The organism is Terriglobus aquaticus (genome assembly GCF_025685415.1).
Lineage (GTDB): Bacteria > Acidobacteriota > Terriglobia > Terriglobales > Acidobacteriaceae > Terriglobus > Terriglobus aquaticus.
The window spans coordinates 1,188,331-1,209,837 of the sequence record NZ_JAGSYB010000001.1 but is presented as its reverse complement, the minus strand read 5'-3'; the positions used below and the strand labels follow the sequence as shown (position 1 = coordinate 1,209,837).

Below are 21,507 nucleotides of genomic sequence, written 5' to 3'. Positions count from 1 at the left end.
GGATGCGGCGTGGGCGGGCGGTGACGCGGATCAGTTCTGGCGGTCTGGAGGGTTGCCCGGTGGTGGTGCGGCGTTGCAGGCCCAGAGATCGAAGTAGCGGCTCTTTACGACACGGTGGTAGTGCTGCTGGAAGATGTCTGGCCAGGGCTGCGGATAGAGATGCGGGTCGGTGAGGAGGCCGGCTGTGCCGGAGGCGGCGGAGGCGTAGCCGCCACCCATGCTGAACGGAGGCTCGCTGCTGGACGGGATGAGCCAGAGGCTTATCGTGCAGTCGGCCAGTGCATGAAGAACCGCTGGCGAGAACGGGACGTGGGAGCCGTCGCGCTCGGCCTGTGCGTTGGGGTCGGTAAAGAGCGGCTGTCCGCGCATGACGTAGAGGTAGCGGAGGCGGGTGAGCGTGTACTCGTGGCCGCCGCTGACGCCGACCTGAAGCGTGTCGCCGGGGTGATCGGCCTGCACCTGGAGCATGTCGCGCTGAACGTCTGCGAAATCGTACTCGTTGAGCGAGGGGATGTCGTTGTAGAAGCGGGTGTGGATGGCGTCGGCGGTGCGTTCGATGCCGTGCACGGCGAGCGTGCCGAAGACCCACAGGGCAGGCGCGAGGCGCAGGGGAAGATTGGCGGGGGTGAGTGGCGGAGCTTCGTTCCACATCTCCGCGATGACAAGGGCAAAGGGCAGCCCGAGCGGGACGAGGTGCCATGCACCCGCTCCGTTTTTTGCGCCAGTGACGACAGCGACCAGGGAGGCGGCTGCAAGCAGGAGCAGGAAGGACCGCCGGCGGTGGAGATAGCGGGAGGCACGCTCGGGGTCACCGCGGTGAAGCATCCAGAGGCTCGCGCCGAACGGCAGGGCGAAGACGCGGACGAAGTACATGACGTTGATGAGGAACAGGGAGCGCGACAGGCCGTGGCGCGAGGCGAGGGCGAGCTGTATGCCGTAGCCAGAGAGGCTGATGCCGGGGAGAAGGAACGGGACTAGGGCGAGGAGCACCATGCCGGGGATGGCCAGGATCGCGGTTGTGCGGGCCTTCCTGTCGGGCCGGGAGACAAGCAGGAAGGGCAGAAGCGCGAGCAGGAAGAGATTGGCTTTGATGTCGATGAGGACTGCACCGCAGAGCGCGATGGTGACGTCGGCTTGCCGCGGCTTGAGGCGTAGAGCGGCCCAGAACGCCACGGCGAGGAAGAGCAGGATCCAGGGGTCGCCCTTGTTGCTCCACTGGTTTGCGGCTTTCAGGCCGACTGTGAAGACGTAGTAGCCGAAGGCTGCGGCGGCGACTGCGGGTCGCGCAAGGCGACGCATCGCCACGAAGGAAAACGCCAGCATAGCGGCGAGTCCGAGGGCGACCCAGGCCTGGTAGGCCATGACGTTCTCCGCATGGAAGAGCATGGGCAGGGTGAAGAGCAGGTAGGTGGCCGGGCCGTAGAGAACGCCGTAGTCGACGGGCGCGTCCAGCGAGGGGTACATGGGCTGGTGATGCACCCAGGCCGCGGCGACGGAGAGAACGGAGCTCTCGTCGTCCTGAAAGGAGCGCTGCTGGGGGATGGTCGCGATGTCGGCGAGAAGGAAGAAGGCCGCAGCGGCGAGACCGAGGATGCCGGCCCAGCGAAGGATCGATCGGCGGTTCCGCAGAAAAGAGGCATTCATGCCGGGGCGGCGCAGAAGCAGGGACAGGGCCGCGATCGCGGGAAGCGCGAGGAGGATGACGCCCTCCGTGTGAAACGGCCAAAGAAGCTTCTGGAGCATGTGGACCTGAACGCGTGGGAGATGGATGCCCAACGAAGAAGCGCGCCCACTTGGGAAAGGCGCGCTTCGGTAGGGCGGTAGGTGAGATGGGGTTAGCGATCGATTTCGCCGAGAACGATGTCGATGGAGCCGATGACAGCGACGACGTCGCCCAGCAGCTTGCCCTTACACATGGTCTCAAGCGCCTGCAGCGTGGCGAAGCTGGGGTTACGCATGTGGACGCGCAGCGGCTTGGCGGTGCCGTCGGAGACGACGTAGTAGCCCATGAGGCCGCGCGGAGAGTCGATGGTCTGGAAGACCTCGCCCGCGGGGACGGCGAAGCCCTCGGTGACGATCTTGAAGTGATGGATGAGGGACTCCATCTGGGTCTTCATCTGCTCGCGTTCCGGAAGGACGATCTTGGGAGCGTCGGCGACAATTGCGCCTTCGGGCATGCGGTCGAGCGCCTGGGTGCAGATCTTGACCGACTCGTACATCTCTTCCATGCGGACGGCGTAGCGCGCCCACACATCGCCCACGGTGCTGGTGGGCACCTTGAACTGGTACTTCTCATAGCCGGAGTAGGGCATGTCGCGGCGCAGATCCCAATCGACGCCGGAGGCGCGCAGCGGCGGGCCGGAGACGCCGAGTGCGATCGCGTCCGCCGCGGACAGAGGGCCAACGCCCTTGAGGCGCGAGATCCAGATGGGGTTGCCGCTGAGCAGGGCTTCGTACTCGGCGATCTTCTCCGGCATGATCTTGAGGAACTTGCGGACCTTGGGCCAGAAGTCGAGTGGCGGTTCCATGCTGACGCCACCAACGCGGAAGTAGCTGGCCATCATGCGCTGACCGCTGAGCATTTCGAAGATGCGGAGGATCTCTTCGCGTTCGCGGAAGCAGTAGAGGAAGACGGTGAGCGCGCCGATGTCCATGGCGTGCGTTCCGAGCCAGACCAGATGGGACTGGATGCGGGTGAGCTCATTCATGAGGACGCGCAGGGTCTGGGCGCGGTCTGGGATCTCAAGCTGGAGGAGCTTCTCGACCGCGAGCACGTAGCAGAGCTCGTTCGACATGGGCGAGAGATAGTCGATGCGGTCGGTGAGCGGGACGATCTGCTGGTAGAACTTGGCTTCGCAGGTCTTCTCAATGCCGGTGTGGAGGTAGCCGATGTCGGGCGCGAGGGAGACGACGGTTTCGCCATCGATCTCGAGCACCAGGCGGAGCACGCCGTGGGTGGACGGGTGCTGCGGCCCCATGTTGAGGACCATGGTCTGTTCGCCGCCGGGATCCTTGGCGTGCTTCTGGGCGTCGTGGATGACGTCGTCGATGCCGGGGATGAGAACTTCGGGAGGTGTGATGGTCGCCATGGAAAGAGCCTTTCAGGCTAGGAAACAGGGTTCAGGGAACAGGGAACAGCGACGGTCTAGCGGTAGCCTTCGACGGGGTAGTCCTTGCGGAGCGGGTGGCCCTTCCAGTCGGTCGGCATCATGATGCGGGTGAGGTTGGGATGACCAGTGATGTGAATGCCGAAGAGGTCGAAGACCTCGCGCTCGTAGAAGTTGGCGGAGGGCCAGACGGAGGTGATGGTTTCGACCGCGGGGTCGTCGCCCGAGAGCATGACGGCCAGGCGGATGCGCTGCTTCAAGCTGTGCGAAACGATGTGGTAGGTGACCTGGAAGCGCGGCTCGGACGGGTACCAGTCGACGGCGGTGCAGTCCTCAAAGAAGTTGTAACCGGCGGCCTGGACGGCGCGAGCGGCGGCAACGATGTTCTCTGGCGCGACGGTGATGGTCAGCTCGTTGCGGTCCCACTTGACGCGGGCGGCGAGGCTGCGGAGAGCGGCGATACCGGCGTTGCCGGGGAGGGCTGCTTCGACGGCTTCGAGGCCAAGGATTGGTTCTGACATTTTCTACCTCGGGGGCTAAAGCCCGTTTGCGGTGAGGTTGAGTTTCTACCTTGGAAGCTGAAGCTTCCTCACACACCTTGATTGCGCGTCAGCCAGCGTTTGGGCCGGCTTAGGCCGGGCTACAGGTCGGCGCGGTCGTTGGACCAGTCGAGGATGCCCTTCTTCCAGACGTAGAAGAGGCCGACGGCGACGAAGCCGAGGTATACGAGCATTTCCCAGAAGCCGAAGAGGCGCGAGCCGGTGATGCCGTGGAGCTGGCGGAAGATCACGGCCCAGGGAAGCATGAAGACGGCTTCGACGTCGAAGAGGATGAAGAGCATGGCGACCATGTAGAAGCGGACCGAGAAGCGGCCGCGGGCGTCGCCGATGGGTTCCATGCCGCATTCATAGGCGCCTGCCTTGACCCGGCTCTGGCGCTTCTTGCCGATGAAATACGAAGCGCCGACCATGCCACCGGCCATGCCGATGGCGATGAGCAGTTGGAAGGCGAGCGGAATGTAATTCCAGATGTAGGGATGCGCCGTGTTCATCAGCTTCTATATTAGCGCCGAGCGGATGACCGGGCGGCCCCGCGTGTTCAGCCGCTGGTTCGCAGTGACGGTCATGTTGCAGCCGGGTCGGACTACCGGAAAAGAGAGAGGTACCAGGTGGCGAGGCGGTCTCCCCAGAGGGCGGCGAAGAGGCCGCCGACCGCGAGGAAGCTGCCGTAGCGCAGAGGGGTCGCGGCGGTGCCTCGCCGGGTGACGAGAAGTGCGGCGCCGACGATGGCGGCGAGGCCGGTGCCGACCAGGAATGCGACGCAGAGCGGGGCCAGGCCGAGAAAGCTGCCCATCATGGCGAGCAGGCGGGCGTCGCCAGCACCCATGCCGGGCCGCTTGCGGACGAGGCGGTATACGGTGCGGATGAGCCAGAGAACCAAAAAGCCGAGCAGGGCGGCGAGCAGGCGGTGGGCGATGAAGACCTCTTCTGGGGTGAAGAGGGTCTTGACCGCTACAGGTGGCACGAAGAACGACTCGGCGAAAGTGAAGAAGATGCCGGCGGCCAGGCCCCCGAGGGTGAACTCGTTCGGCAGGTAGCCGGTGGGGCGCGGGTCGGTCCAGTCCATGACGGCGAGGCCGATTAGTAGGAAGCCCAGCACGGCCATGGCGACGAAGTGGACCGCGGACGCGAGCAGGGCGTCGCCGCTGCTGGCGGGGTCGGCGAGCAGGCGGGCAAGTGGCAGGGCACTGAGGGCGAACCAGATGGCGGTTGCGACTTCTACCAGTGGATAGCGGATTGGGATGGGAGCGCCGCAGGCGTGGCAGCGTCCGCGCAGCAGGAGATAGCTGAGGAGCGGGATGTTGTCCCGCTTGCGCAGAGGTGCGTTGCACGATCTGCAATGGGAGCGCGGAGTAACGACCGACTCACCACTTGGAAGGCGCGCGATGCAGACGTTGAGGAAGCTGCCAAAGGCAAGGCCCAGCAGAAGGGCGAAAGCGAGCGTTGCGATCTCGGCGAGCATCAGGTCCTTCCAGTATAGGAAGGGCGAGGTGACTCGAGTCGGGGCCAAGCGGATGGCCGGTCAGGGCTGTGCTGGCGGGTTCGTTTCACCCGGTCGGGGTGCCCACCGCCGCTGGCGCAATCCGGCACTTGCACCACCCCCGGAGCAAGGCGTACAACACTCTTACACGGGAAAGGAGGATGATCCAGCCTATGAAATCTGACAGTAGTTTATGTGGTTCAACACGTGAGGTGACTGAGGCTTAGAGCGTTCGCTCTAGACCTGGCATTTCGCCGAACTGAACGTCGTTTCGGCTGTACTCCGCCGAGGCCCTCCGCAAGAGTGGACGCCTCAGGTCAATCTCAACAGTTCACCGAAAGTTAGAGGCCTGCACCGGAAACGGTGTGGGCCTTTGCTTTTGCGGGTGGTTGCTGAGGGGGTCGGCAAAGTGGCGCGGAGCGCGCCCGGGACGATGGGACGATGAAGGCGCAACGCTCTTAGAATGGTTCTATGGAACCTCTGGTGATTGCGGGCAAGGCGTTTGAGTCGCGGCTGATCGTGGGCACGGGCAAGTACAAGGACGGCCCGGAGACGCGAGACGCGGTGGAGCGCAGCGGCGCGGAGATGGTGACGGTCGCGGTGCGTCGCGTGAACCTGGACCGCTCGACCGAGTCCCTGCTGGACTACCTGGACCCGGAGCGGTACTTCCTGCTGCCGAATACGGCGGGTTGTTACACGGGGGAGGAGGCGATCCGCGCGGCGATGCTGGCGCGTGAAGTCGGCCTGTCGGACTGGGTGAAGATCGAGGTGATCGGGGACCAGAGGACGCTGTATCCCGATGTGGCCGGGACGCTGATGGCAACCGAGGTACTCGTGAAGGAAGGCTTCACAGTTCTGCCGTATACCTCTGATGACATTGTGTTTGCAAAGAGGCTGATCGACGTGGGAGCGGCGGCGGTGATGCCGCTGGGAGCGCCGATCGGGTCGGGCCTTGGCCTGCAGAACACGGCGAACCTTCGCATTCTGCGCGAGCTGATCACCGAAGTTCCGCTGATTGTGGACGCCGGGGTTGGAACCGCGAGCGACGCTGCCGTCGCGATGGAAATGGGGTTCGATGCGGTGCTGATGAACACGGCGATCGCCGAGGCGAAGAATCCGGTTCTGATGGCGGAGGCGATGGGGCACGCGGTTCTGGCGGGGCGGCAGGCGTACCTGGCCGGCCGGATGCCGCGACGGCTCTACGCGTCGGCGAGTTCGCCGCTGGAGGGCGTTTCGCGGTAAGTCGATTCGCGAAAAGCAAAAAGGCACAGCGAACGCTGTGCCTTTTCTATTGCTTCTATGAATGCTGGGAGGTTGAGGAATGGAGGCGCGGGTCGGAATCGAACCGACGCATAAAGGTTTTGCAGACCTCTCCCTTACCACTTGGGTACCGCGCCCCTGCCGCTGCAGTGCTCAACCGGAGATGGGAGCTTTGCTACGCGGAACTGGTCCTGAAGGGGACTGAGGAAATCCTGGAGCGGGAGACGGGATTTGAACCCGCGACATCTTCCTTGGCAAGGAAGCACTCTACCACTGAGCTACTCCCGCTCAACAGGACTGATAGTAGCAGAGCACGGCTCGTGGTGCAACGGCAGCTAGCTCTTCGGACGGGGATCACGGTGCTGGTTTCCTCGCCGGAAATGTCGAGATGTTCGCGGATTTTAGCGGAATTTCGGCCCGTCTGAATGAGTCCTCCGGGTACGCGTTTGACACTTTTGTTGCAGGGCGAATTCGTTGACTTCACCCCATGTGCGACGTAGCCTCAGACCCAAGTACTGCACAACAGGCGATGCACGTCATACCACGGCTCTATCCGGTTTCCGGGCTGGCGGCGTGACTCCCCCAAACGCAGACATCGCGATTGCCAGTGGAGCGACGAGTGGACAACGCAAACGCAAGGGCCGACGAGCAGCCCCTGGCTCCGGAGACACCGGAAGATGTCGCGATTCTGTACTCGTGGGCAAATCTGCCCGGAGCCAAGTACCGCGACTTTTCCGCATCGCGCCGGGAGTACCGGGCGCAGCAGCGGGCTCGTGCCGCAGAGGCGCAGCGGCAGGCGGAGCTGAAGGCTGCCCGCGAACTGGAAGAGGCGGCCCAGCAAGAGGTTGAGCGCGCACAGAAACAACTTGAAGCGTCCCGGCAGGCGGAAGCGAAGGCTGCGGCGGATGCTGCAGCGGATGCCGAAGCCAAACGGCATGCCGAAGAGATACTGCGGCGTGCCGAGGAACGTGCAGAGCAGGAGCGGCAGGAGGCCCTGCGGCGGCAACAATCCGCGGAAGACCTGCGAGTGATGGCCGAGCGTGCGCAGGAAGAGATGCTGGAGGCGCGCAAGCGGGCCGAAGAACAGGCCGCCAGATACGCGGAGGCTGAGCAGTCGAAGCCCCAGGCCGGACCGAAAGGGCGCATGCTGCCGGGGGAGACCTCGGACCCGTACTACTACTCGGGGCCTGTGGACCCGGCGTTCTTTGCGTCGACGCCCGGCGTACGAACGGCACGGCCGGCGCGTGTGTCGACCGAGCGGAAGGCCTACGTGTATCCCATGCATCCTGGCTCGGAGGACTTCGACTCGGGCACCATCGTGGCGTTCCGCGGAAATGCGCAGTTTGCGCCGTCGCCGCTGAACGGTCTGCCGGACCGGGGTCTGCCGATGACGGAAGCTGCCGGGGAACGCAGCGACACCGGCTTGGGATTGACGGAGTCGCGGCGACCGGCTGCGGCTGTGGACGATCGGGACACCGGCTACAACCTGGACGAGGACTATTACGACGGAGACCATGTAGCGCGCGTCTTTGCGCCGTCGCCGCGAACCAGAGTACGTGGCGAGAGCGCGCCTTCGGACCTGCATATCCGGCCTGCAAGCCGCGTCAGCGGGGAACGCGAGCGTCCGGTGCGCGCGGTGCGACCGTCGCCGCTGTCGCTGCGAGCGACGCCGTCCGAAGTGCCCCAGCAACCGGTCGAAGAACGGCGAGTCCCCGAGATCTTTGTGGAGACAGCGGAACCCGCGGCGGTTCCGGAGGCAAGTCCAGTCGCAGTGGGATCAGGTGAGGAGGTCGTCAGGGAGCGCTATGACCCAAGTCCCGTGTTCCTTGCCAGCAGTGCTGAAGGGCGCCGTGACGCCCCCTTGCAGGAGACGAAGAGCGAACCAGTGAAGGAGCACGGGGTGCCGTTCTTCAGCCCGCTGGACCTCCGTGGCAACGGCGAAGAGACATTGCCGCCGCTGCCGTTTGAGAAGAGTGGGCTTCTGGAGGATGTCGAGAGTCCGAGGATGTTTCTTCCGGGCCCACGGCGGCGAGTGTTGCAGACGGAAGCGGAGCCGACGCTGGAGGAGACGCGCCAGCGCGACGCGGCTGCGGCGGAGGGCGAAGTTCGGTCGCAAGCGGAAGCCGAGAGCCGAGACAAGCTCGACCGCTTCGTGCAGGATGCCGAGGGCGCAAGGGCTCCAGTGAGCGACGTGTCGCCGGGCATGCTGGCGGAAGCGGTGTTGAAGTCGGGTGAAGTGGTCGCGCACCAGGAGCAAACCGTGCAATGGCGATCCCTGCCGCGGACGGGCGAGAGCGGCTTTCGGCGGCGACGGCAGCCGGGCAGAGAACCGGTGGCTCGCACGGTTCGGCAGCCCCGGTCGCAGCAGGATGCGGAGAGTGTGGCGGATCATGCGGCGCCTCCGGCATGGCTCAGCGGAGAACGTGTGCCGGCGCAGCCTGCCGAGGCAGCAAAGGTAGAGGGTGGAGCGGGACCGGATGTTCCGGCGACGCCTGGTGACCCTGGCGTGCCGGGGCCGCGACCGGTGCTTAGGCGCCAGCCTTCCAACCTGCGGCCGCGCTCGCAGCGATCGAATCCGGAGGTCCGGCCGACGCGAGCTTCCTCAGACCCGAATGTGGTCGTGGCGGGACCGTTGCCTGAAACGGCAGACACGCTGCAGCAGTCACGGGAGCGGGTGGCGGCGCGGTGGTTTGCCTTGAGCGGTTTGATGGGGTCGGAACGGCAAAGCGGGGAACCGCGCGTCGGGGAGCGCTCTGGGGCGCGGCCTGCACCTCTCCTGTCCGTGTTGTCGATCAGCGGTGGCGTGGGGAAGACCAGCATCGTGGCGACCCTGGGCCGGGCCTTGTCTGCCCTGGGCGAAAAGGTGATGCTGGCGGACACCAACGTTCATGGCATTTTGCCGTACTACTTTGGCGCTCGCGAGCAAAAGCCGGGCGCGGTTCGGACATTTTCTCCACCACCCGGGAGCAGCGACGCGCCCGTGGTGCTGGTGAGCTATGACGCGGATGGCCGGGCCTACGACGACGCGGGGCAGAAGCGTGTTCTGGAAGACCTGCACCGGCGTTCGAGCCAGGTGCAACGTGTGCTGGTGGACGCCGGCGTAAACAGCGCGTGGCTGGCCCGCGCGGTGGCAGGAACGAACCCGTGGGTGCTGGTGCCGGTGGCCCCGGATATGAACTCGGTGTTGGGCACACAGGCGGTGGAGCGGCTGTTCCAGGATGTGACCGGAATCGACGGACGGCCGGTGAAGCCCTATTACGTGCTGAACCAATACGACCCCTCGATGCCGCTGCATTTGGACGTGCGTGAAGTCCTGCGCCAGTTCCTGGGTGACCGTCTCCTGCCGATCATGCTGCAGCGCACGCCGGTCGTTTCCGAAGCACTGGCGGAAGGCATGACCGTGATTGACTACGCGCCGCGCGCTCCGATTGCAACGGATTACATGAACCTGGCGAACTGGGTACGGAAACTCGCCGATCCCGGGCTGAGCTACGCGCGCCCGGCGCGGTGGAGCGAGCGATGACGAGAGCTTCCGTATGGAAGGAGTTTGAGACCGGCACCTCTGCCGTGGCACGGTTCGTGCGGTTCTTAGTTGTGCTGGCCTGCGTTGGCATGTTGTTGTACTGCGGCAGCCTGGAACTGACCTGGCCGCAGCAGGCGGTCCTGGGGGTGGTCAGTGTTCTGATCGGCGTCTGGATGGACCGTTCGTCGAGCTCGTACCTGATCACGCTGACGCTGATGATGGCGTCGTGTTTTTCGACCTTCCGGTACGCGTACTGGCGTATTGCAACGGTGGTGAACTTCTTCCGCGATCCCGGCAATACGCTGTGGGGACCGCTGGACGCGTTCTTCATCCTGATGCTGCTGGGTGCGGAGGTCTACGCGTTTTCGATCCTGTACCTGGGTTACACGCAGACACTGTGGCCCCTACGCCGCACGCCCGTGCCGCTGCCGGACGATCCGGAAGAGTGGCCCTCGATCGATCTTCTGATCCCCACGTATAACGAGCCGCTGAGCGTGGTGCGGTACACCGCTCTGGCATCCATCAACATCGACTGGCCCGCAGACAAGCTGAACGTCTACATCCTGGATGACGGTAAGCGGGAGGAGTTCCGCAAGTTCGCGGAAGAAGCCGGCATCGGGTACATGACCCGCGAAGATAATTTCCATGCCAAGGCAGGCAATATCAACCGGGCGCTGGAGCGCCTGGATTCGCCACTGGTGGCGATTTTCGACTGTGACCACGTACCGACACGCTCGTTTCTGCAGGTGACGATCGGCTGGTTCCTGCGCGACCCGAACCTGGGCATGCTGCAGACGCCGCACCACTTCTATTCGCCTGACCCGTTTGAGCGCAACCTGGGGCAGTTCCGGTCGATCCCGAACGAGGGCGAGCTGTTCTACGGCATTGTGCAGGACGCCAACGACTTCTGGAATGCGACGTTCTTCTGCGGGTCGTGCGCGGTGCTGCGCCGCTCTGCGCTGGACGAGATCGGCGGCATCGCCGTGGAGACCGTGACCGAGGATGCGCACACCAGCTTGCGCATGCAGATGAACGGGTGGAACACGGCTTACATCAACATCGCGCAGGCGGCGGGCCTGGCCACGGAGCGTCTGAGCGGCCACGTGAAGCAGCGCATCCGCTGGGCGCGCGGCATGATCCAGATCATGCGAACGGATAATCCCCTGTTTGCGAAGGGTCTGAGGCCACTGCAGCGTCTTTGCTACTTCAACGCGATGACGCACTTCCTGTATGGGCTGCCGCGACTGATCTTCCTGTTTGCTCCGTTGATCTACCTGATCTGGGGTTACACAAACGTTCCCGGATACTGGGCGGCGATCCTGGCGTATGCGTTTCCGCACCTGGTGCTTTCGTCCATGACGAACTCGCGCATCCAGGGCCAACACCGGCACTCGTTCTGGAACGAGATCTACGAGACGGTGCTGGCGCCGTACATCTTTCTGCCGACGACGATGGCGCTGTTCAACCCCAAGCTGGGCTCCTTCAACGTGACGGCAAAGGGTGGTGTGGTGCGCAGCCGCTTCTTTGACCAGCGCATTGCCCTGCCGTTCCTAGTGATGATTCTGTTCAACGTGATCGGCGTGCTGTGTGCGATTCCTCGCTACATCCAGTTCCCGCGCGGACCGGAAGGCCTGGGACTGCTGACAACGGTGTTGGACGTGCCCGCGAACATGTGGGACGGAACCCACCCCGGCACGATCCTGATGAATGTGATCTGGACGATCTTCAACACGCTGATCCTGGGCGTGGCCTGCGGTGTGGCGTGGGAAAGCCAGCAGCGCCGGCAGACGGTTCGCGTCACCATGCAGGTGCCGGCGCGCATTGAACTGGCCGACGGCACGGTGTTTGACGGCGTAACCGCAGACGTTTCGAGCGGCGGCGTGATGCTGGAAATGATGGAAGAGAACGCCATTGCACCGGGCACCGCGGCGTGTGTGCTGTTTCCAGTGCTGGATGGCGAAGCTGGCATTCCGGCGACGATTTTGCGCGTGAACGGGACGGAGCTCCGGGCGCAGTTCAACGACCTAACGATCCAGGAAGAAGAGGCGCTGACGCAGGTGTTGTATTCGAGAGCCGACACATGGCTGGGATGGGGCGAAACGCGGGAACCGGACCGCCCGCTTCGCAGCCTCGGGCGCATCATGCTGCTGGCGGTGATCGGTCTGCGCGAGACGGCAAAGGGCCTGATCAAGGGGTCGAAACCTGCGTCCTCCGCAAAGGCGGCAGGATCGAGCCGGCTGGCAACCAGCATCTCGCCGGTGCTGCTGTTGTGCGCGGCCATGCTCGGGCTGCTGACGGGGCACTCTGCCGCGGCGCAGGGCCTGACAATGCAGGCTTCGGGCCGGGCCAACGCCGGGCAGGTGGCTGTGCCCGGGGCAAAAGGTGCAACAGCCCAACCGGGAGCAGCCGCTCCGGGCGGCGCGTCGGCGGGTGCATCTGGGACGCAGGCGGCCGCGAACGGGCGAACGGTGCCTCCGGGACAGTTCGATAACGTCTTTACGCTTGCCGACGTGGGAACCGCAGACACGATCGTGATGCGCGGCGTGGACGCGTACCACTCGCTGTACTTCTCGGTTCCGCAGACGCAGGTCATCAAAACGGCGACGATGCGATTGCGGTATCACTTCTCGCCGGGGTTGCTGCCCGCGCTGTCGCACCTAAAGGTGAGCGTGAACGGAACCCTGTTCGCGACGCTACCGGTGACCACGCAGCCGCTGACCGCGGGCGCTCCAGCGGATCTGACCCCCGAGGAGAAGGCTGCGGAGTCGGAGCAGCTCTCGGTGCGGCGACCTGCAGAGAACAGCGCCTTGCTGGAAGCGACGCTCACCATGCCGGCCGAAATGCTGGTGCACGACAACCAGATCACGTTTGAGTTTGTTGGCCACTACACCTTGCAGTGCGAAGATCCGTCGCACTCGACGCTGTGGGCGCACGTGGATGCGAACACTTCGATTGAACTGCAAGGAAGTCTCTTGCCGCTGCAGGACGACCTGAAGCTGTTGCCGCTGCCGTTTTACGATGCCGCGGTGAACTTGCACCCGGTCGTCCCGATGGTGTTTCTGAACCAGCCTTCGGCCAAAGCGATGCGGGCCGCCGGGATCGTGGCTTCCTGGTTTGGCCTGCTGCCGACGGACGCCCGACCGGTGCGCTTTCCGGTGTCGTTTGGTCAAATCCCGCAGGGCAACGTGGTTCTGTTGAGCGAGAACCCGGCCGACCTGCCGGCTTCGCTGAATGTGCAGAGCTCGGGCGGCGCCACGATCTCCATGCGGACGAATCCGTCCGACCCGTACTCGAAAGTATTGATACTCTCGGGCGATTCGGCGGATGACCTGATCACGGCAGCGCGGGCTCTGGCCTTGCAACGCAACCTGTGGCAGGGCAACCAGGTTTCTGTGTCGATGAAGGCTCTGCCGGTCAGTCAGCCCGATGACGCTCCGCGCTGGCTGCCGACCAACACCAAGGATCCGGTCAACATTGGGCAGTTCATGAACACCGGCGACCTGCAGGGTGATGGATCGGTCCCGGTGGGCGTGTATTTCCGCATTCCGCCGGACATCATTAACTACGCTCCGGCGAACATCCCGTTTCATCTGGAGTACCGCTACAACCCGGTGCCGCTGGCGAACGAAAGCACGCTGCAGTTCTATGCGAACGGAGCGTATGTAAGCTCCACGCCGATGCCGCATTCGGAGAAGGCGTCGCAGGTGCTGTCGACGGAGGTTCCGGTGCCGCGGGTGAGTATGCGGCCGTTCTCCAATTCGATGATGCTGAAGTTTGTCTTTCAGATCGCGAAAAAGAACAAGTGCCAGGACACGGCTCCGCTAAACCTGGAAGGTTCGGTACTGAAGGAGAGCTACCTCGACATCCGGGACATTCCTCACTTGGCGGCCCTGCCGGATCTGGAGCTGTTTGCGAACGCGGGCTACCCGTTTACCCGCATGAAGGATCTCTCGGAGACGACGGTGGTGCTGCCCGACAATCCGGGCGCGGATGAGATCGAGCTGTACCTGACCTTGATGGGGCACTTTGGAGCGCAGACCGGATACCCGGTGACCAACGTGAGCGTTTCCGGTCCGGACGGCCTGAAGAGCGACGGTCAACGGGACTATCTGGTTCTGGGAACGGTGGAGGATCAGCCTGCGCTGAATGCGTTGAGCGGCCGCCTGCCCGTGCAGATTCAGAGCAACGGGCTGAGCGTGCAGGACACGCAAGGCTTCTTCTCGCAGTTGCGGAACGCGTGGTGGAAGGTACGGTCGTCGGACCACGTGCAGACGGGTCAGTTGGAGACCTCTGGCGGTCTGCCGGACGCGATGATCGAAGGGCTGGAGTGGCCGCAACGATCGGAGCGTTCACTGGTGGTGATCGCGTTGCGCGATCGCGCGGTGATCCCGAGCTTCCTGACTACGTTTCTGCGCGTTTCGCAGTCGTCGGACATCGGTCAGTCGGTTAGCGTTCTGCACGGGACGCAGTTCACGTCGTACCGCATTGGCAATGACAACTACCACGTGGGGTCGCTGGGCCTCTGGACGAACCTGAAGCTGTTCTTTGCGCGCTACCCGTGGGCGGTTGTGATCATGGTGTTCCTGGCTTCGATCCTGCTGGCGGCACTGTTGCGGGTGTGGCTGCGGCGTCGCGCACGGCTGCGGCTGCAGGGCGAGGACTAGGGCCATGGCAGACGAGATCGCCGTTACAACGACGGCTACCGGACCTGCGTCTGAGGCCTGGGTCCTGAGACAGCCTCGGGAGCAGCGCCGCTCGCGCGTCAAGGCAGAGCGGGGCGGGGGCGTGCGCCGCAAATGGTCGCAGGTGGTGGCGCTGCTGCTGCCGGTGGTGGCAGGCCTGGTCTCCTTCCAAGCGGGCTGCCGGGCAGAGCAGCAATGGCCTCTGTGGCAGCACTACCGGGAGCGCTTCCTGGACAGCTCCGGCCGCATTATCGATCACAGCGGCGGCGACAAGACCACCAGCGAAGGGCAGGCCTATGGCATGTTCTTTGCTCTGGTGGTGAACGATCGCAAGAGCTTTGACCAGATGCTGCGCTGGACCGAGGACAACCTGGCCGGTGGCGACCTGACTGCGCGGCTGCCCGCGTGGAAGTGGGGCAAGGCGGAGGACGGAAGCTGGAGACAGTTGGATTCGAACTCCGCGGCAGACGCAGACCTGTGGCTGGCCTATGACTGCCTGGAGGCCGGCCGGCTGTGGAACGACGACCGGCTGACCAAGCTGGGGCTGGTGCTGGCAGACAGGATGTCGCACAGCGAGATCTCGCTGATCCCGGGTCTGGGAACGGTACTGATTCCGGGACCGACGGGATTTCACCCGTCGCCGGACAAATGGGTGCTGAACCCGAGCTATATGCCGCCGCAGGTGGTGGCGCGTTTGCGGCAGCAGCTTCCTGGCGGGCCGTGGTCAAGCGTGCTGGAAGACCTGCCGGTGGTGCTGTCGCAGGGCGCTCCGTCGGGTTTTGCGATGGACTGGGTGGCGGGCGATGCCGGCGGCGTGCATCCTTCGTCGTCGCCGGACGTGCTGGCGCAGGGCAAGGCGGGCACGCCGGCGCTGGGCAGCTACGACGCGATTCGTGTGTATCTGTGGCTGGGCATCGCCGACCGGGATACGCCGGGCGTGAGCGACAGCCTGCAAGCGATGCCTGGCATGGCGCATTACTTGGCCGGTAATGCAACGCCTCCGGCCAGCGTGGACAACAGCGGCAGCGTGGTGGAAGCGAACAGCCCCGTTGGCTTTTCGGCGGCGGTGTATCCCTACCTGCTGGCCATGGGCGAGCAGAAGGCGGCGAAGTCGCAGATGGACCGCGTGGACGCCACGCTGGATTCCGCGACGGGCCTGTACGGGCACAACGGCGACTACTACGACCAGAACCTGGTGCTGTTTGCCCAGGGCTGGAAGGAGGGCCGCTTCCGGTTTGACCGGAACGGACGCCTGAAGCTGAAGTGGCGCTAACGCGCAGATTTCAGAAATAAGTTGCAAGAACGAAGATCGTTGATGCACAGGAAGAGGGGCAGACAGTAAGATGCTGCTACACCGGAACTTTTACGCCGGCGGACGAAGATCCGCACCGGCGAGATGGAGAATCTGCCCTGGCGGCTCTTGGACTGAACCGATGAGACAGATGGGACACATTCCGGCCGTGGCATGCCTCGGCGTTGCGCTGGCGCTGAGTGCATGTATGGTGGTGCCGGTCCGGGCTCAGGGCAATGCCGCGGCGACGCAGGCGTTGCTTGACAAGGCTCACGCCCTGGAGACGCGGGGCCGCATGGACATGGCGGCGCAGACCTGGCAGCAGGTGCTGCTCGCGGATCCGAAGAACACGGAAGCGCTGGGTGGGCTTGCCAGGGCGGCCAAGGTGTCCGGCAACACGACGCTGGCGAATACGTACCTGGAGAAGTTGCGGGCGATCAACCCGAACGATCCGGGGATCGCGCGGGCGGAGTCGGCGCAGGCACAGCCGAACCAGCTTGCGGCGCTGCAGCGGGCGGGCAAGCTGGCCGAGCAGGGGAACTACGCCCAGGCAATGAACATCTATCGCCAGGTATTTGGAACGCAGCCGCCGCCGGGCGACTGGGCCCTGGCGTATTACCAGACGGAAGCGGCGACAGAAGACGGGCGACCGCACGCGATTGCAGGGTTCCGGTCGCTGATCGATCGGTTTCCGCAGGATTCGCGGTACCAGATTGCGCTGGGTCGCATTCTGACCTACAACCCGTCGACACGGTCGGAGGGGCGCCGGTACCTGGAGCGTCATCCGAACAACCCGGAAGCGATGCAGGCGCTGCGGCAGTCGCTGGTTTGGGATTCGCAGAACCCGGCCGCGGCAGCGGATTTGCGGGCGTACCTGCAGAAGCACAAGGATCCGCAACTGGAAGAGGCTTTGCGCAACACGCAGGCGCAGGCAGCGCGTTCGGCGGCTGCGGCGCGGCGGAGTTCTGCAGGTGCGGGATCGGCCGTGGTAAGCGAAGAGACGCTGGAAGAGCGCGCCGAAGGCACGGAGCTGGCGGCGGCGTATTCGGCGTTGAACGGCAAGCGGTTTGACGACGCGGAGAGCCGGTTCAAGGCGATCCTGGCGAAGGACCCGCAGAATGCGCGTGCCCTGGCGGGGATGGGCTACCTTCGCATGAACCAGCAGAACTTTGGCGGGGCGATCTCGTTCCTGGAGCAGGCCAAAGAGAACGGGGCGAAGGACCCCGGGCTGGACAAGAACCTCGAGACCTCGCGCTTCTACTACACGCTGAGCGAGGGCGGCGTGGCGCTGAACGAGAATGACCTGGCTACAGCCGAGCAGAAGTATCAGCAGGCGCTGCAGATGCGGCCAACCAGCCCCGAGGCTTTGCAGGGTCTGGGTGGAACGCTGATGAAGGCGGGGCAGGCGCAGGCGGCGGTTCCGTACTTTGAGCAGTTTGTGAAGGTGAAGCCGGGGGCGGAGTCGTGGCGCTCGCTGTTCATGGCGCAGTACCAGGCGGGAGACGCGGCAGCAGCGCTGGGAACCGAGCGGCGCATTCCGGCGAGCATTCGCGCGCAGTTGATGCGGGATCCGGAGTACCTGCGGACGCTGGCTTCGGCGTATTCCGCGGTGGGCCGCGATGCCGACGCCCAGCGGGTGCTGCGGTCGGCCCTGGACCTGCCGTTTCCGGCAGAGGCCAAGGGCGTGAAGGCGGAAACGGAGCTGCAGTACGCCAGCCTGTTGCTGCAGGCGAACCGCATTGAACAAGCCAGCGGGCTGTATCGGCAGGTGTTGGCGGAGGACCCGAACAACGTGCTGGCGTGGCAGGGCCTGGTGAATGCCGAGCATGCCATGCACAACGACCAGCTTGCGCTGCAGACGGTGGAGAGCATGCCGCCGAGCGTGTACGACCAGGCGCTGCGGGATCCGGGATTCCTGAGCGCCGTGGCGGCGGTGTACCAGAGCAACAACAAGTACGACCTGGCGCAGGGCCTGCTGGAAAATGCGATTGCGCAGCAGAACACGACGGGTCAACTGGTTCCGGTGCCGCTGCAGCTGCAGTTGGCCGGGCTTTACCTGCAGCGGAACGATCCGGCACGGGCTTACCCGATCTACCAGCGCGTGCTGAGCCAGAACCCGGACCGCGTGGACGCGTGGCGCGGGTTGCTGACGACGCTGCACAGCTCGGGTCGCGACCAGGAGGCGCTGGCGCAGATTCAGCAGATTCCGCCCGAAGTTCGCAAGCAACTGGAGCAGAGCGTGGATTACCTGCAGACGGTTGGCCAAATCTACAACGGACTTGGCCAGCCTCGGCAGGCGATGCTGTTTCTGAACCGGGTGCAGCAGCACTACGCGGCGCAACACACCATGCCGCCTGCGGACATCGACATTCAGAACGCGTGGCTGCTGTTCAACGGCAACAACGATACGGGCCTGTACCGCCAGCTGCTGGTGCTGGGCAGCCGGCAGGACCTGTCGGACGATCAGCGTCGTACGGTGCAGACCATCTGGGCAAGCTGGGCGGTGCGGCGCGCCAACCAGGCAAGCGCGGCGGGCAATGGCAAACGGGCGCTGCAGATCCTGAATGCGGCGGCGAAGACGTTTCCGGATAATCCGGCAGTAATTCGCGCGCTGGCCGGTGGGTACCAGAGGGCGGGGCTGCCGAAAGAGGCGGTTGCAATCTTCAAGTCGGGGGATATGACCTCGGCATCGGCTTCGGATTACAAGACGGCGGTGGGTGCCGCGCTTGCGGCGAACGACATGAAGGCCGCGGAGACGTGGCTTCGCTTCGGGCTGAACCAATACCCGAAAGACGGCGAAATGCTGAACCTGGCGGCCAAGTTTGAGCAGGCTCGCGGAGACAGTGGGCGCGCGGCGGACTACTACAAGGCGTCGTTGGCGGCGCTGCCGCCACCAGATCCAGGAACGGAGTTGGCGAACATTCTGAATGCGCCGATGCCGTTGAACCCTCGGGCGCTGCCGTCGGCTAACCAGCCGCAGGACCTGGCGACCCTACTTGCACCGGGCAGCGATCCGACGGGCATGGGCGCGGCCGCATTGCCCGCACCGAGGCCGTATCTTCCCAGCTACAGCAATGCGTACGGGCCGGCGCCGGTTCAGGTCGGCAGCGGCGGAGGGCAGGCAAGTGCGCCCGCGGTTCCGCAGTACATGCGCAACCCGGGCGGCGGAGCAAATGGATCGAGGACTCGATCGACGCTGGGTAACTATCAACCGCCGGCTGCGAACGGCGGCGATCCCTATGTGATCCCGCAAGGCAGTTATGCTCCTCCGGCGACGAACCTGTCGAACCCCGCGGTGGGTTCCACGATGGGGTACCCCGGTATGTCGGAGACGGACATTCCCGCGGATGCGAAGCCGAGTGGCAACGCCGCGCCGGATGTTTACGTGGCGGCACAGCGGGCAGACGAGCAGGAGCAGATCCGGCGAGCGGTGGCGTCGGCGACGGCGGCGGGTTCCCCCGCGACCGGCGATGGGCTGACGGAAGTTGTTGCCCGGGTAGAGGCTGCACATCCTGAGGGAGCGCAGACCGGGCAGTTCGGGAACGGTGAGGTGTACGGGCCGTACGTGCCGTATGTTCCGCCCACCCAGCAGGGATCCCCCGCGGTGTCGTACAACGCGAGCACGGTCGATCTGCCGAGCCAGACGATCATCACGGATTTTCCGACGGCGCAGGGCAAGCTGGTGCCGCTGCACAATGCGAAGACGACACGGCGCGGTAAAGTGCATCACGATCAGGACGACGCAGCAGAGGCTGCGGAGGTGCGCCGCCGCCAGTCGGAGCCGGAGATCGTGCAGGGACCTCCCGAAGCAGATTCGGCTGAAGACCTGAGCGATGCGCACCAGGCGCAGTATGGATCGCTGGCGCCCGCCGCTGGGCAGACGGCCCGGCCGTCGCGCCTGCCCGCGACCGCGCCCACGAACACTGCGCCCAGTGATGTGTCGACGAGCTACCCGGCGGCGAGTTCGTCGGCGAATGGGAACAGCTCGCGCACGGTGACGACACAGTTCCCGCAGGCGCCGGATAACGGCAGGTTTGGGCAGCAGTATCCGAGGCCGACCCGGGGGACGACCACAACGGCCCGGCGGAGATCGACGGCGCGCCGGCAGCCCAGCTCAGTGGCGGCGTTTGGTCCGGGAGCGCCTCCGATCTTCTATCCGGCCGTGCCGTCAGCGCTTTCGTCGCAGCCGTACCCGGATCTGCCGCCCTACAACAACGGACAGACCGCGCCCACGGATGCCCAACTGGTGGCGCGGAACGTGCCGCCACTGCGCGGCAGCTATAGCCTGCCCGATACGACGGCGGGTGCGGATGGCGGGCCGCCACTGACGCAGCGCCAACAGGAAGAGCTTGACCTGGCACAGCTGGAGGCGAGTTACAGCGGATGGGTGGGCGGCAACTCCTATGTGCGGACGCGCAGCGGCGACCCCGGCCTGAATCGGTTGTACGACTTCGAGCTGCCGTTTGAGGCAAGCGTGGTGGCCGGCAAGTCGGCTCGGTTCACGATCGTTCCGACGGGTGTTTTCCTAAGCAGTGGAACCGTAGATGCGACGCGGTACACCACCGGATTTGTGCCGTACCTGGGATCGCTGTCGGCTGCGGCGACGAACACGCCTTCTCCGCAATATGCGTCGGGTGTGGGTGGTGAAATCCAGATGACGACGCAGAACTTCGGCCTGGCGGTCGGGTACACGCCGTACGAGTTCCTTGTGTCGAACATCACGGGCCGCTTCCGGTACCGTCCGGCGGGTGGGCCGATCTCGTTCTATGCCGAGCGGCAGCCGGTGAAGGATACGCAGCTTTCGTACGCCGGTCTACGCGATCCCGGGTCCATCGGCTTCTCGAACACAGGCAATATCTGGGGCGGTGTAATCGCAACCGGTGGCGGCGTTCGGCTGGATCAAGGTAATGAGCGTGCCGGGCTGTACGCCAGCGCGGATTACGCGACACTGACCGGCTTCCATGTGCTGGAGAACCGGCGTATCGAGGGTACGGGTGGAGCGTACTTCCGGGTACACACGTTCCCGGGCATCGGAACGCTCAACGTGGGTGGAAGCCTCTTTGCGGCGCATTTCGACCACAACGAGCGTGCGACGTCGTATGGCCTGGGCGGGTACTTCAGTCCGGATGTGTACATCCTGGGGACGGTGCCGGTGACGTTTACAGGGCACTCGGGGAACGCGTGGCACTACGTTGCGCAGGCGGCCGTCGGTGTGCAGACGTTCCACGAGAACAACGATCCGTACTTCCCGCTGCCGGAAGATGCGGCGCTGCAAACCGCGGCGCTGCAAGGCTGCACGGTGCTGTCGCTGCAGCAGCGGAACTGTGCGACCGCGTACCAGCCGCTGAACACGGGAACGGGAGCGAACTTCAGCATTACGGGCGAGGCGTCTTACCGCGTGACGGATCACTGGTATGCGGGGCTGGCGCTGGAGGCGAACAACACCAACAACTACACGCTGGTGCAGCCGACGATCTTCCTGCGCTACCTCTTCAAGTCGCAGTATCCGACGGACGATTACCCGACCGGGCTCTTCCCATCGAACGGGTTGAGGCCGCTGCGGGTTCCGTAGAGACAGTCGAGTCAGTCGATCGGGAAGGATGA

The 21,507-nt window shown here is 64.6% G+C and carries 10 protein-coding genes and 2 tRNA genes; 5 read left to right on the top strand and 7 right to left on the bottom strand.

What is annotated here, in order from left to right:
- Window positions 1-30 precede the first annotated feature (30 nt).
- The 5 genes from OHL12_RS04980 to OHL12_RS04960 all read right to left on the bottom strand — a co-directional run bounded on the left by OHL12_RS04980 (window position 31) and on the right by OHL12_RS04960 (window position 5,129).
- On the bottom strand, window positions 31-1,743 hold the full coding sequence (locus OHL12_RS04980; protein ID WP_263412723.1) for a hypothetical protein: 1,713 nt from the start codon (window positions 1,741-1,743) through the stop codon (window positions 31-33).
- Window positions 1,744-1,835: 92 nt separating this feature from the next.
- Window positions 1,836-3,089: an NADH dehydrogenase (quinone) subunit D gene (gene nuoD / locus OHL12_RS04975; RefSeq protein ID WP_317889802.1), complete on the bottom strand. Its 1,254-nt coding sequence runs from the start codon at window positions 3,087-3,089 to the stop codon at window positions 1,836-1,838.
- A gap of 56 nt (window positions 3,090-3,145) precedes the next feature.
- Window positions 3,146-3,628, bottom strand: a complete 483-nt coding sequence (locus OHL12_RS04970; protein WP_263412722.1) for an NADH-quinone oxidoreductase subunit C — start codon at window positions 3,626-3,628, stop codon at window positions 3,146-3,148.
- A gap of 119 nt (window positions 3,629-3,747) precedes the next feature.
- Window positions 3,748-4,158 carry an NADH-quinone oxidoreductase subunit A gene (locus tag OHL12_RS04965; protein WP_263412721.1) on the bottom strand — a complete coding sequence of 137 codons (411 nt, stop codon included), beginning with the start codon at window positions 4,156-4,158 and terminating at the stop codon, window positions 3,748-3,750.
- A 92-nt stretch (window positions 4,159-4,250) separates the two neighbouring features.
- A complete protein-coding gene (locus tag OHL12_RS04960) occupies window positions 4,251-5,129 on the bottom strand; it encodes a prepilin peptidase (protein ID WP_263412720.1) in 879 nt (292 codons plus the stop codon).
- A 489-nt stretch (window positions 5,130-5,618) separates the two neighbouring features.
- On the opposite strand from OHL12_RS04960, the gene OHL12_RS04955 reads away from it, so the two are divergent.
- Window positions 5,619-6,389, top strand: coding sequence for a thiazole synthase (locus tag OHL12_RS04955; protein WP_263412719.1), 771 nt, complete (start codon window positions 5,619-5,621; stop codon window positions 6,387-6,389).
- A gap of 80 nt (window positions 6,390-6,469) precedes the next feature.
- On the opposite strand, the gene OHL12_RS04950 is transcribed toward OHL12_RS04955, so the two are convergent.
- Both OHL12_RS04950 and OHL12_RS04945 read right to left on the bottom strand, forming a co-directional pair.
- Window positions 6,470-6,544, bottom strand: a tRNA-Cys gene (locus OHL12_RS04950).
- Between the two features lie 76 nt (window positions 6,545-6,620).
- Window positions 6,621-6,695: transfer RNA gene (locus OHL12_RS04945), tRNA-Gly, on the bottom strand.
- A gap of 331 nt (window positions 6,696-7,026) precedes the next feature.
- Here OHL12_RS04945 and OHL12_RS04940 point away from each other — a divergent pair.
- From OHL12_RS04940 to OHL12_RS04925, 4 genes are all read left to right on the top strand, one after another.
- On the top strand, window positions 7,027-9,930 hold the full coding sequence (locus OHL12_RS04940) for a cellulose synthase operon protein YhjQ/BcsQ (RefSeq protein WP_263412718.1): 2,904 nt from the start codon (window positions 7,027-7,029) through the stop codon (window positions 9,928-9,930).
- Window positions 9,927-14,594 (top strand): UDP-forming cellulose synthase catalytic subunit, encoded by a 4,668-nt coding sequence (bcsA, locus tag OHL12_RS04935; protein ID WP_263412717.1) that lies wholly within the window; start codon window positions 9,927-9,929, stop codon window positions 14,592-14,594. Before OHL12_RS04940 ends, bcsA begins: the two co-directional genes overlap by 4 nt.
- A gap of 4 nt (window positions 14,595-14,598) precedes the next feature.
- Window positions 14,599-15,885, top strand: coding sequence for a cellulose synthase complex periplasmic endoglucanase BcsZ (gene bcsZ / locus OHL12_RS04930; RefSeq protein ID WP_263412716.1), 1,287 nt, complete (start codon window positions 14,599-14,601; stop codon window positions 15,883-15,885).
- Window positions 15,886-16,045: 160 nt separating this feature from the next.
- Window positions 16,046-21,475, top strand: a complete 5,430-nt coding sequence (locus tag OHL12_RS04925) for a cellulose synthase subunit BcsC-related outer membrane protein (RefSeq protein ID WP_263412715.1) — start codon at window positions 16,046-16,048, stop codon at window positions 21,473-21,475.
- The last annotated feature ends 32 nt before the right edge of the window (window positions 21,476-21,507 follow it).

Excerpts from the sequence above, each read along its gene's own strand:
- OHL12_RS04980 (WP_263412723.1), bottom strand. The coding sequence starts at position 1,743 with ATGCTCCAGAAGCTTCTTTGGCCGTTTCACACGGAGGGCGTCATCCTC.
- nuoD (WP_317889802.1), bottom strand. The coding sequence starts at position 3,089 with ATGGCGACCATCACACCTCCCGAAGTTCTCATCCCCGGCATCGACGAC.
- OHL12_RS04970 (WP_263412722.1), bottom strand. The coding sequence starts at position 3,628 with ATGTCAGAACCAATCCTTGGCCTCGAAGCCGTCGAAGCAGCCCTCCCC.
- OHL12_RS04965 (WP_263412721.1), bottom strand. The coding sequence starts at position 4,158 with ATGAACACGGCGCATCCCTACATCTGGAATTACATTCCGCTCGCCTTC.
- OHL12_RS04960 (WP_263412720.1), bottom strand. The coding sequence starts at position 5,129 with ATGCTCGCCGAGATCGCAACGCTCGCTTTCGCCCTTCTGCTGGGCCTT.
- OHL12_RS04955 (WP_263412719.1), top strand. The coding sequence starts at position 5,619 with ATGGAACCTCTGGTGATTGCGGGCAAGGCGTTTGAGTCGCGGCTGATC.
- bcsA (WP_263412717.1), top strand. The coding sequence starts at position 9,927 with ATGACGAGAGCTTCCGTATGGAAGGAGTTTGAGACCGGCACCTCTGCC.
- bcsZ (WP_263412716.1), top strand. The coding sequence starts at position 14,599 with ATGGCAGACGAGATCGCCGTTACAACGACGGCTACCGGACCTGCGTCT.
- OHL12_RS04925 (WP_263412715.1), top strand. The coding sequence starts at position 16,046 with ATGAGACAGATGGGACACATTCCGGCCGTGGCATGCCTCGGCGTTGCG.